This is a genomic window from Kluyvera chengduensis, from assembly GCF_044197065.1.
Taxonomy (GTDB): Bacteria; Pseudomonadota; Gammaproteobacteria; order Enterobacterales; family Enterobacteriaceae; genus Kluyvera; species Kluyvera ascorbata_C.
The window spans coordinates 293337-305062 of record NZ_JBIQOI010000001.1; the positions used below are offsets into that span (position 1 = coordinate 293337).

General features: G+C 60.3%; 11 protein-coding genes. 9 read left to right on the forward strand and 2 right to left on the reverse strand.

The window, feature by feature from the left end; all coding sequences use genetic code 11:
- Nucleotides 1-54: 54 nt before the first annotated feature.
- Nucleotides 55-1050, reverse strand: a complete 996-nt coding sequence (locus ACH1XZ_RS01370) for a chemotaxis protein (RefSeq protein ID WP_395594671.1) — start codon at nucleotides 1048-1050, stop codon at nucleotides 55-57.
- Between the two features lie 65 nt (nucleotides 1051-1115).
- The gene (gene rbn, locus ACH1XZ_RS01375) at nucleotides 1116-2033 is read right to left on the reverse strand and encodes a ribonuclease BN (protein ID WP_395594025.1); all 918 of its coding nucleotides are present in this window, start codon (nucleotides 2031-2033) and stop codon (nucleotides 1116-1118) included.
- 46 nt (nucleotides 2034-2079) lie between these two features.
- Between rbn and ACH1XZ_RS01380 the strand changes: the two genes are divergently transcribed.
- From ACH1XZ_RS01380 to ACH1XZ_RS01420, 9 genes are all read left to right on the forward strand, one after another.
- Nucleotides 2080-2541, forward strand: coding sequence for a GNAT family N-acetyltransferase (locus ACH1XZ_RS01380; protein ID WP_395594026.1), 462 nt, complete (start codon nucleotides 2080-2082; stop codon nucleotides 2539-2541).
- Between the two features lie 147 nt (nucleotides 2542-2688).
- On the forward strand, nucleotides 2689-3981 hold the full coding sequence (menF, locus tag ACH1XZ_RS01385) for an isochorismate synthase MenF (RefSeq protein ID WP_395594027.1): 1293 nt from the start codon (nucleotides 2689-2691) through the stop codon (nucleotides 3979-3981).
- Between the two features lie 78 nt (nucleotides 3982-4059).
- Complete coding sequence (gene menD / locus ACH1XZ_RS01390) at nucleotides 4060-5730, forward strand: 2-succinyl-5-enolpyruvyl-6-hydroxy-3-cyclohexene-1-carboxylic-acid synthase (RefSeq protein ID WP_395594028.1); 1671 nt, start codon at nucleotides 4060-4062, stop codon at nucleotides 5728-5730.
- On the forward strand, nucleotides 5727-6491 hold the full coding sequence (menH, locus tag ACH1XZ_RS01395) for a 2-succinyl-6-hydroxy-2,4-cyclohexadiene-1-carboxylate synthase (protein WP_395594029.1): 765 nt from the start codon (nucleotides 5727-5729) through the stop codon (nucleotides 6489-6491). Before menD ends, menH begins: the two co-directional genes overlap by 4 nt.
- Before the next feature lie 8 nt (nucleotides 6492-6499).
- A complete protein-coding gene (menB, locus tag ACH1XZ_RS01400) occupies nucleotides 6500-7357 on the forward strand; it encodes a 1,4-dihydroxy-2-naphthoyl-CoA synthase (RefSeq protein ID WP_395594030.1) in 858 nt (285 codons plus the stop codon).
- Nucleotides 7357-8322: an o-succinylbenzoate synthase gene (gene menC, locus ACH1XZ_RS01405; RefSeq protein ID WP_395594031.1), complete on the forward strand. Its 966-nt coding sequence runs from the start codon at nucleotides 7357-7359 to the stop codon at nucleotides 8320-8322. The genes menB and menC overlap by 1 nt, the downstream gene beginning before the upstream one ends.
- Nucleotides 8319-9680: an o-succinylbenzoate--CoA ligase gene (gene menE, locus ACH1XZ_RS01410; RefSeq protein WP_395594032.1), complete on the forward strand. Its 1362-nt coding sequence runs from the start codon at nucleotides 8319-8321 to the stop codon at nucleotides 9678-9680. Before menC ends, menE begins: the two co-directional genes overlap by 4 nt.
- Before the next feature lie 176 nt (nucleotides 9681-9856).
- The gene (locus tag ACH1XZ_RS01415) at nucleotides 9857-10399 is read left to right on the forward strand and encodes a YfaZ family outer membrane protein (protein ID WP_395594033.1); all 543 of its coding nucleotides are present in this window, start codon (nucleotides 9857-9859) and stop codon (nucleotides 10397-10399) included.
- 103 nt (nucleotides 10400-10502) lie between these two features.
- A complete protein-coding gene (locus tag ACH1XZ_RS01420; protein ID WP_395594034.1) occupies nucleotides 10503-11699 on the forward strand; it encodes a nicotinamide mononucleotide deamidase-related protein YfaY in 1197 nt (398 codons plus the stop codon).
- The last annotated feature ends 27 nt before the right edge of the window (nucleotides 11700-11726 follow it).

Consider the following 11726-nt stretch of genomic DNA (forward strand, 5'->3'; position numbering starts at 1 on the left):
GCAGCCCCTTAAATCCGCCAGGAACTTTCCCCGTCCTGGCGGCTCCCCCGATCCTCACCTCACCGCATGCAACCCACTCTCCCCCCGCCCAGCCGCCTTATTCAGCACTCGCTCAATCACCGCCGCCAGCTCATTAATCTCAAACTTCGCCACATACCCATCAGCGTTAACCTTACGAATATGGTCCTCGTTAGCATTCCCAGAAAGCGAGGAGTGGATCACCACCGGAATATTGCGAAGCCGTGGGTCAGTTTTGATTTTGCGAGTCAGGGTAAAGCCATCCATCTCCGGCATTTCGAGGTCGGTCAGTACGAGGGCGATTTTATCGCTTACCGGCACGCCTTCTTTCGCCGCTTCCTGGGCGATAAGCTCGATTTTCTCCCACGCTTCTTTGCCAGTCACATGCAGCTGGGCGGGGATGTCCATCGCCTTCAGCCCTTTCTCCAGCATGGCGCGCGCTACCTTCGAGTCCTCGGCGACAATCGCCGTAGCACCCGGCTTAATATTGAATTTGCGCGGGTTCAGCGCTTTGGCGTGCAGGTCGTGGTTGGAAGGGGTGATGTCGTAAAGAATTTGCTCCACGTCGATAACCATCGCCAGGTTGTTGCTCTCCTGATGGTCGTCGAGGCAGGCGATGCTGGTGATGTACTTGCCGTTCACCGCTTTCTCGGCGGTGTGGATCTGCGTCCAGTCGAGGCGGGTAATGTTCTCGACGGATTCGACGGCGAAGGCCTGCACGCTGCGGGCATATTCGGTAATCAGCAGAATATTCAGGCCGGTGGCGGGTTTGCAGCCCGCGACGGCGGCGAGGTCGATAACCGGAATGATCTGGTCGCGAATATTCACCATGCCCATCAGCGGCGGCTTGATGCCGGCGGGGCGGGTGAAGCTCGGCATCGGGACAATTTCCCGCAGCTTGAAGACGTTAATGCCGTACAGTTCCGATGAATCGCTCTGCGATGACGCGCCGAGGCGGAAAAGCAGCAGCTCAAAACGGTTAGACAGGGTCAGGTTAGCCCTGTCGTCGATCTCTTTCTGGAAGTTATCCATCATGCCCTCAGCGTAAAAAGCGTTCTCTATTAGCTGAGTTATCGGCAGGCGCGGCTAAAACGTTATCACAGCGTGAAGGTGGCGAAATCCTCGGCCAGTTCGCACGCCGGAAAATAGGCCTGGCACTCGGCGAGCAGGCGGCGGCAGCCTTCGGCGTCGTAGCGCGAGCTGACGTGGGTGACGATAAGCCGCTTGGCGTTGGCGGCCCGCGCCAGTTGGGCGGTCTGCTCGGTGGATGAGTGTCCGCGGCTGTTGGCTTTCTCCGCCATGGCGGCTTCCAGCGTCGCTTCATGCACCATCACATCGACGTCGCGGGCCATCTCCAGCGCGGCGTCGCACGGCGCGGTGTCGCCAAAAATCGCCACTTTTTTACCGGGCGTGGCGGGGGAGAGGTAATCCGCGCCGTTAATCACGCGACCGTCCGCCAGTGTCACCCGTTCACCAGCTTTAAGCTGCTGGAACAGCGGGCCGGGCGCGACGCCTGCGGCAACCAGCCTACGCGCATCCAGCGCCCCCGGCTTATCGTGCTCTTCCACGCGAAAGCCGTAGCACTCGACCGGGTGATTCAGCGGGAAGGCGGTGACTTTACGCAGGCCGTCGTCAAGGATCTCTCCGCCGCTGATCTCGACCACCTCCAGCGGAAAATCAGTCCACGAACCGCTCAGGCGCAGGGTGGTTTCAACAAACTCTTTCAGCCCTTTTGGCCCGTACAGGGTGAGCGGCTGGGCGCTGCCCGACATTGAACGGCTGCAAATCAGTCCCGGTAGGCCAAACAGATGGTCGCCGTGCAGGTGGCTAATAAAGATGCGTTCGATTTTGCCCGGATGAAAAGCAGTGTGCAGCAGTTGGTGCTGGGTGCCTTCGCCACAGTCGAAAAGCCACAGCCCCGGCTGCGTCGGGTGTTGCAGATTCAGCAGCATTGCTGTTACGTTGCGAGTTCGGGTTGGCACGCCCGCGGATGTGCCTAAAAACGTCAATTGCATAGCGCCGCGCCCCTGGCGGTGAAAAATAAGGTTTAAGGAGCCTACCATGATTCGCTGGCAAGATTTGCACCATTCTGAATTAACCGTCCCGACGCTGTACGACCTGCTGAAGCTGCGCAGCGAAGTCTTCGTGGTGGAACAGGCCTGCGTGTATCTGGATATCGACGGCGACGATCTGGTGGGTGAAAACCGCCATCTGCTGGGCTGGAAAGACGACCAACTGGTGGCTTACGCGCGCATTCTGGTGAGCGAAGAGGATGTTGAACCGGTGGTGATTGGCCGGGTGATTGTCAGTTCAGCCGTGCGCGGCGAACGTCTGGGGTATCAGCTAATGGAACGCGCATTGGCAAGCTGTCAGCAGCATTGGCCGCAGCGGGCGCTGTATCTTGGTGCGCAGGCGCATCTGCGGGCGTTCTACGGCCATTTTGGGTTTATCACCGTCACCGACGTCTACGACGAAGATGGTATTCCGCACGTGGGGATGGCGCGCGAAGTGGCGCAGGCATAACCCTGAATCCCGGCTATAGTGAAAGGCAAAGAGCGTTGATTTTCAGTGCGATATTGCCTTGTTACGTTTCCGCTCCCTAATCGTGGGTACTGCATTTTATAACAAGTACCCCGTATACTATGTGGTTTTTATGATAGGGAGGTTTGCGTGCGATCCATTCTAGCGGCGTTGCAGAGCCTGTCAGGGCAGCTGACAGACGATTTTCCAGCGTTGCCCGGCACGCGAATCATCGAAGTCTCTTTCCCCCTGAGCTATGCCTTCGATCCGCTCGCCTGGCTTAGCGGGCAGGCGGTCTGGCCGCAGTTCTACTGGCAGCAGCGCAGCGGCAAAGAAGAGATTGCCGCGCTGGGTTCGGTCAAATCCTTTACCTCCCTGGCTCAGGCCAATGATTTTCTGTGCCCCCTTGAGCGTGACGACCTGCGCATCTGCGGCGTAAATGCTTTCGACCCGAAGGTCGGGCAGCTGTTTCTGCCACGCCTGGAGTGGCGACGTGAGGCCGGGCGCGCCACGCTTCGCATCAATCTGTGGAGTGACACTTCGCTCCAGCAGGATGCCGAACAGGCGCGGGCATGCCTGGCCTTACTTTCCGCCCATCACGCCTCGGCGGAGCTGGCGTTGCAGCAGGAAAGCGAAACCCATCGCCCCGGCAAAGAGGGCTGGTGTCGGCTGATTGAGCAGGCGACGCAAGCGATTCGCGACGGCGCCTTTAGCAAAGTGGTGCTGGCGCGGGCAACGGATCTGGTCTTTAGCGGCGCGCCGGACGCCGGTGCGCTGATGGCCGCCAGTCGCCGGGTCAATTTCTCTTGCTATCATTTCTATATGGCGTTCGACGCGCAGCAGACGTTTCTCGGTTCATCGCCGGAACGCTTATGGCGTCGGCGCGGTACGGCGCTGCGTACCGAAGCGCTGGCGGGCACCGTGGCGGCGCACGACGATACGGCAATCGCCAAGCGACTGGGCGACTGGCTGATGCGCGATGATAAAAACCAGCGGGAAAACAGTCTGGTGGTGGAAGATATCTGCCAGCGCCTGCAGGGGCTGACGGAAACGCTTGATGTTCTGCCAGCGGAGATCGTTCGTCTGCGCAAGGTGCAGCATCTTCGCCGCTGCATTCAGGCGGAGTTGACCGCGGCGGACGACACGCGCTGTCTGCTGCAACTGCAGCCCACGGCGGCGGTGGCGGGGCTACCTCGCGCGCTGGCGCTGGACTTTATCGACCGCTTTGAGCCGTTTACCCGCGAATGGTACGCCGGGTCGGCGGGCTATCTTTCTCGTCGCCAGAGCGAATTCTGCGTGACGCTGCGTTCGGCGAAGGTGGAAGGCAATACGGTGCGGCTGTATGCCGGTGCCGGCATCGTTGATGGCTCCGATCCTGAACAGGAATGGCAGGAAATCGAAAATAAAGCGGCGGGTCTGCGTTCTTTGCTGTTCCCTGAATAGAACATTACCGATTCATATCAAAATCCTACTGAGTCGTAGAATTTATACTGAGTCGATTATTTGATACCGGACAACTTCATGTCAGTAAGCGCATTTAACCGACGCTGGGCGGCGGTGATCCTCGAAGCATTAACCCGTCACGGCGTGCGGCACGTTTGCATTGCGCCCGGGTCTCGTTCAACGCCGCTGACGTTGGCAGCAGCGGAGAACCGCACCTTTATTCATCACACCCATTTTGATGAGCGCGGTCTCGGGCATCTGGCGCTGGGGCTGGCGAAGGTCAGCAAGCAGCCGGTGGCGGTGATTGTCACCTCCGGTACGGCGGTGGCGAACCTCTACCCGGCGCTGATTGAAGCAGGGTTGACCGGTGAAAAAATTATTCTGCTGACGGCGGACCGCCCGCCAGAGCTGATTGACTGTGGCGCGAATCAGGCCATTCGTCAGCCCGGTATGTTTGCCTCGCACCCTTCCAGCACCCTTTCGCTACCGCGCCCGAGCCAGGATATCCCGGCCCGCTGGCTGGTCTCCGTGGTGGATGACGCGCTGGGCTCGCTGCATTCCGGCGGCGTGCACATCAACTGCCCGTTTGCGGAACCGCTGTATGGCGATATGGACGACACCGGCCTTGCCTGGCAGCAGGCGCTGGGCGACTGGTGGCAGGGGGAAAAACCGTGGCTGCGCGAAGCGCTGCATCAGGAAAGCGCGGTTCAGCGCGACTGGTTCTTCTGGCGGCAAAAGCGCGGCGTGATTGTCGCTGGGCGCATGAGCGCGGAAGAGGGCAAAAAGGTTGCCGAATGGGCGAAAACCCTGGGTTGGCCGCTGATTGGCGACGTGCTGTCGCAAACCGGGCAGCCGCTGCCGTGCGCGGATCTCTGGCTCAGCAACCCGGCCGCCATCAGTGAGCTGGAGCAGGCTCAGATTGTGGTGCAGCTCGGCAGCAGCCTCACCGGCAAACGCGTGCTGCAATGGCAGCTGGCCTGTGAACCGGACGAATACTGGCTGGTCGACCCGCTCTCCGGTCGTCTCGACCCGGCGCACCATCGCGGTCGCCGACTGGTGAGCAATATCGGCCAGTGGCTGGAAAAACACCCGGCGGAAAAACGCGCGCCGTGGACCACGGTCATCCCTACACTCTCCGAGCAGGCATGGGATGCGGTCGCCGCGCAAAGCGAACGCTTCGGCGAAGCGCAGCTGGCGCACCGTATTCGTCGTTATCTTCCGGATCAGGGGCAACTGTTCGTCGGTAACAGCCTGGTGGTGCGCTTAATTGACGCCTTGGGCCAGCTTCCGGCGGGCTACCCGGTTTACAGCAACCGCGGCGCCAGCGGTATCGACGGCCTGATTTCTACGGCGGCTGGCGTGCAGCGCGCCAGCGCGCGGCCGACGCTTGCCATCGTTGGCGACCTGTCGGCGCTCTACGACCTCAACGCGCTGGCGCTGCTGCGTCAGGTGTCTGCGCCGCTGGTGCTGATTGTGGTCAACAACAACGGCGGGCAGATTTTTTCCTTGCTGCCAACGCCGGTGGAGGAGCGCGAGCGCTTCTACGCGATGCCGCAAAACGTTCACTTCGAGCACGCGGCGAAGATGTTTGGCCTGCGCTATCAGCAGCCAGAGGATTGGGCCTCGCTGGAAGCGGCGCTAAGCAACGCCTGGCGCACGCCAGCGACGACGGTGATTGAGCTGGTGGTCAACGACACCGACGGCGCACAAACGCTGCAGCACCTGCTGGCGCAGGTCAGCAAGTTATGATCCTGCACGCCGTCGCCGAGCGGGGCGACCCAACGCAGCCGTGGCTGGTTTTCCTGCACGGCTTTTCCGGCGACCACCGCGAGTGGCAGCCGGTGGGGCAGCGCTTTACGCGGGCGAATCGGCTGTATGTCGATCTTCCTGGCCACGGTGGTTCTTCGTCGGTGCGGGTCAATAACTTCACTGAGATGGACGCCGCACTCCAGGCGACGCTGCTTAGTTACAACATACTCAACCACTGGCTGGTGGGTTACTCGCTGGGCGGGCGGATTGCCATGCACTATGCCTGCTCGCGACCAGAAGGCCTCGCAGGGCTGATTGTCGAAGGCGGTCACCCTGGGCTGACGAACGGCGCTGAGCGGGAATCGCGCTGGCGCAACGACGAAACCTGGGCTAAGCGTTTTCGCGAGCTTCCGCTGGCGGACGTTTTCAGTGCCTGGTATCAACAGCCGGTATTCGCCAGCCTCACCGACGCACAGCGCGCCTCGCTGGTGGCGCTGCGCCAGCAAAACGACGGCAACGCGCTGGCGGCGATGCTGCTGGCCACCTCTTTAGCCGTGCAGGAAGACCTCCGTCCTGCGCTGCAAACGCTTTCACTGCCATTCTGGTATCTCTGTGGCGAACGCGACCGCAAGTTTCGGGCTATTGCCGAGGAACTCGCACGCCCTTGCCACCTTATTCATGATGCCGGGCACAACGCGCACCGGGAAAACCCCGCGGGCGTAGCCGCGTGCCTGGCTCAGATTCTGCCTGTTAACTTATAGGACTCGCTATGATCTATCCTGATGAAGCTATGCTGTACGCCCCCGCTGAGTGGCACGATTGTTCCGAAGGTTTTACCGACATTCGCTACGAAAAATCCGCTGACGGCATCGCCAAAATCACCATTAACCGCCCGCAGGTACGCAATGCGTTTCGTCCGCTGACGGTCAAAGAGATGATTCAGGCGCTGGCGGATGCCCGCTATGACGACAACGTCGGCGTGATTATCCTGACCGGTGCGGGCGACAAAGCCTTCTGCGCTGGCGGCGACCAGAAAGTGCGCGGCGACTACGGCGGATACCAGGACGACAGCGGCGTTCACCACCTGAACGTGCTGGACTTCCAGCGTCAGATCCGTACCTGCCCGAAACCGGTCGTGGCGATGGTCGCAGGTTTCTCCATCGGTGGCGGCCACGTGCTGCACATGATGTGTGACCTGACCATTGCGGCGGATAACGCCATCTTCGGCCAGACCGGCCCGAAAGTCGGCTCCTTCGACGGCGGCTGGGGCGCTTCCTATATGGCGCGCATCGTGGGTCAGAAAAAAGCGCGTGAAATCTGGTTCTTGTGCCGCCAGTACGACGCGAAAGCGGCGCTGGATATGGGGCTGGTGAACACCGTGGTACCGCTGGTTGACCTCGAAAAAGAGACCGTGCGCTGGTGCCGTGAAATGCTGCAAAACAGCCCGATGGCGCTGCGCTGCCTGAAAGCCGCGCTGAACGCCGACTGTGACGGTCAGGCAGGTCTGCAGGAGCTGGCGGGTAACGCCACCATGCTGTTCTACATGACCGAAGAAGGTCAGGAAGGCCGTAACGCCTTCAACCAGAAACGTCAGCCTGACTTCAGCAAATTCAAACGGAATCCGTAATGCGTAGTGCGCAGGTTTACCGCTGGCAGATACCGATGGACGCAGGTGTGGTTCTGCGCGAGCGGCGGCTGAAAACCCGTGATGGGTTATTCGTCTACCTGCGTGACGGCGAACGGGACGGGTGGGGAGAAATCTCCCCACTGCCGGGCTTTAGCCTGGAGTCGCTGGACGACGCGCAGTCGGCGCTGCTCGGCTGGGTTAACGCCTGGCGGCAGGGCGACGATGGCGCGTTGCCAGAGGTTCCTTCGGTGGCTTTCGGCATTAGCTGCGCGCTAGCGGAGCTGAACGATGCGCTGCCCGAGGCGGCGGATTATCGCGCCGCGCCGCTGTGCACCGGTGACCCGGACGATTTGGTTATCAAGCTGGCCGACATGTCCGGCGAGAAGGTGGCGAAGGTGAAGGTCGGCCTGTACGAAGCGGTCCGCGACGGCATGGTGGTGAACCTATTGCTGGAAGCCATTCCAGAGCTGACCCTGCGCCTTGACGCTAACCGCGCCTGGACGCCGCTGAAAGCGCAGCAGTTCGCCAAATACGTCAATCCGGACTATCGCTCGCGCATCGCTTTCCTTGAAGAACCGTGCAAAACCCGCGATGACTCCCGCGCCTTTGCGCGTGAAACGGGTATTGCTATTGCCTGGGACGAAAGCCTGCGCGAGGCGGATTTCCGCTTCGAGGCTGAACCCGGCCTGAAAGCCGTGGTGATTAAACCGACGCTCACCGGCAGCCTGCAACGTGTAAAAGCTCAGGTGGCGGCGGCGCATGCGCTCGGCCTGACGGCGGTGATTAGCTCCTCGCTGGAATCAAGCCTTGGCTTAACCCAGCTGGCGCGCATTGCGGCGTGGCTGACACCAGACACTATTCCGGGTCTGGATACCCTGAATCTAATGCAAACTCAGCTTATCCGCTGCTGGCCTGGAAGCTCCCTGCCGTGCGGCGCGATTGAGGATATGGAGCCGCTGCTGTGACCTTTTCAACCTGGCCGTGGCGGCACTGGCGCGAGGTGCGCGGCGGCGCCATCGCGCTGCGTCTCGATGACGAAACCCTGAGCTGGACGGTGCTGTGCGAACGTATTGACGCGCTGGCCGCCGGGTTTCAGGCGCAGGGGGTTAACCCTGAAGACGGCGTGGCGCTTTGCGCGCGCAATCGCCCGGAGGCGGTGCTGGCCTGGCTGGCGCTGTTGCAGTGCGGCGCGCGCATTCTGCCGCTGAACCCACGTCTGCCGTCGACGCTTATCAGCCAACTGCTGCCGGGGCTCAGCCTGCGTCACTTTTTAAATCTGGAAGCCGATGAGCACTATGGTCTTGCGCCATTGCAGCTGCGTTCCGCATCGCTGACAGCGCCCTGCGACTGGCGTGCTGAACGCCTGGCGTCGATGACGCTCACCTCGGGTTCAACCGGTCTGCCGAAAGCGGCGGTGCATACCTGCGCGGCGCATCTGGCGAGCGCGCACGGCGTGCTGAGCCTGATGCCGTTTGCAGAAAATGACGGCTGGCTGCTGTCGCTGCCGTTGTTCCACGTCTCCGGTCAGGGGATTTTCTGGCGCTGGCTGCTGGTGGGTGCACAGATGGCGGTGAGCGAGCGTCCGCTTGCACAGGCGCTACAGGGTTGCTCCCACGCGTCGCTGGTGCCGACGCAGCTCTGGCGACTGCTCAATGATAAACAACCACTTTCTCTGAAAACGGTGCTGCTGGGCGGCGCGGCTATTCCGGCGGTGCTGACCGAGCAGGCGGCAGCGCGGGGGATTCAAACCTTCTGTGGCTACGGCCTGACCGAGTTTGCCTCCACCGTTTGCGCGCGCGAAGCCAACGGCGGCGAGGATGTTGGCGTGCCGCTGCCGGGACGTGAACTGCGGCTGGTCGACGGTGAAATCTGGCTGCGCGCCAGCAGCATGGCTTCAGGGTACTGGCGCAATGGCGAACTGCTGCCGCTGACCAATGCCGAAGGTTGGTTTGCCACCCGCGATCGCGGTGAAATCCGTGACGGCAAGCTGCACGTGATTGGCCGGCTGGATAATCTGTTTTTCAGCGGCGGTGAGGGCATTCAACCAGAAGAAGTTGAGCGTGTACTGGTACAGCATCCGGCGGTGAATCAGGTCTTTATTGTCCCCGTTGACGATATCGAATTTGGTCAACGTCCGGTGGCAGTACTGGACGGCGAACCAACGTTAGATATAGCCGAACTGGCGCAGTGGGCGAAGGGGCGGCTGGCAGGATTTCAGCAGCCGTGCCAATGGCTGATGTTGCCGGAAGCGATGAAAGGGACGGGCATTAAGGTATCCCGCCATCCGTTGATCCAGTGGGTTAATGCGCAGTCAAAACCATGAATAATAGATGCGAGTTATTTCATTGGGGTGCATCATTATTCGTGGTGATGTATTAGTCGTAATTCGTTACAATCCCACTGATTATTGCCTGTTTCGTACATTGAATCCGCTGCGTATCGCAGTACAATTCAGCGGTTTAAGGGCGTTTATTTTTGCGTTTGCATGAAAGGATGAAGATGAAAAAGAGCGTGTTATTTGGTCTGGCGGGGCTGATGTTTGTCTCCGCGTCAGCGAGTGCAATCAGCTTTAACGGTCAAGCTGGTAAAGATTACACTAACCTGGGCTTTGGTGTCGGTACTGAGACCTCTGGCCTGGCGTTAACCGGTAACTGGACGCACAGCGACGACGATGGTGATGTGGCAGGTCTGGGCCTGGGGCTGAATATCCCTCTCGGTCCATTCATGGCAACCGTGGGTGGTAAAGCGGTGTATACCGATCCTAACGACAGCGATTCCGGCTATGCCGCAGCGGTCGGCGGCGGCCTGCAGTGGAAAATTGGTGACAGCCTGCGTCTGTTCGGCGAGTACTACTACTCCCCAGACTCACTCTCCAGCGGCATCGACAGTTACACCGAAGCGAACGCGGGCGCGCGTTATACCATTATGCGTCCAATCAGTATCGAAGCAGGTTATCGTTACCTGAACCTCGCGGGTAAAGACGGTCATCGCGACAACGCCGTGGCCGATGGCCCGTACGTTGGTGTGAGCGCATCCTTCTAATTCCCCCCCCCCCCGGCGCGGTGACACCGCCGCGCCAGTTTTTCTCTTCTTAAATCCTCTGCTTGCGTTATAGTGACTCGTCCTCTTTTTATTGGAGAAAGTGATGATAACGGTTGAGATGCTGTCCACCGGTGACGAAGTCTTATCGGGGCAGATCGTCGATACAAACGCTGCCTGGCTTGCCGATTTTTGTTTCCAGCAGGGTATTCCACTGACGCGACGTAACACCGTTGGCGATAACCTGGATGACCTGGTGGCGATTCTGCGTGAGCGCAGTACCCAGGCGGATATTCTGATTGTGAACGGCGGCCTCGGGCCGACCAGCGATGACCTTAGCGCGCTGGCGGCGGCAACGGCGAAAGGTGAATCGCTGATTATGCACGAAGAGTGGCTGGCGTTTATGGAGCGCTTCTTCAGCGAGCGTGGCCGCGTGATGGCGCCGAGCAACCGCAAACAGGCGGAGATCCCGGCCAGCGCCGAGCTTATCGACAACCCGGTTGGCACCGCCTGTGGCTTTGCCGTTAAGCTCAACCGCTGCCTGATGTTCTTTACGCCGGGCGTGCCGTCTGAATTTAAAGTGATGGTCGAAAAAGAGATCCTGCCGCGCATTCGTCAGCGTTATCCGGTCGGTGAACCGCCGCTGTGCCTGCGTTTGACCACTTTTGGCCGCTCGGAAAGCGATCTCGCCCAGAGCCTGCAGCACCTTGAACTGCCGCCGGGCGTGAGCATGGGCTATCGCTCCTCAATGCCGATTATCGAACTGAAGCTGACCGGGCCTGCGGAACATCGTGATGCGATGCTGGCGCTGTGGCCGGAAGTGCAGAAAGTTGCGGGTGAAAGCCTGATTTTTGAAGGCACTGAAGGGCTTCCTGCGCAGCTTGCTCGCGTACTGAAAGAAAAACAGCTTAGTCTTACGTTAAGTGAGCAGTTCACCAGCGGGCTGATTGCCCTGCAGCTTTCCCGCGCTCAGGCGCCACTGCTGGCAAGTGAAGTGGTACCGCCGCAGGATGAAACGCTGGCACAGACCGCCCGCTGGGCCGCCGAGCGCCGGGTGAACCATTTTGCGGGGTTAGCGCTGGCGGTAAGCGGTCTTGAGAGTGAGCACATTAACTTTGCGCTGGCGACACCGGAAGGGACGCATGCGCTGCAGGTGAAGTTCAGCAATACGCGTCATGGTCTGGCGGTGCGTCAGGAAGTGTGTGCGATGATGGCACTGAATATGCTGCGTCGGTGGCTGAATGGGCGTGCGGTTGCTAGCGAACATGGCTGGATTAACGTGGTAGATTCGCTGGTGTTGTAAATGCCCGATGGCGCTACGCTTATCGGG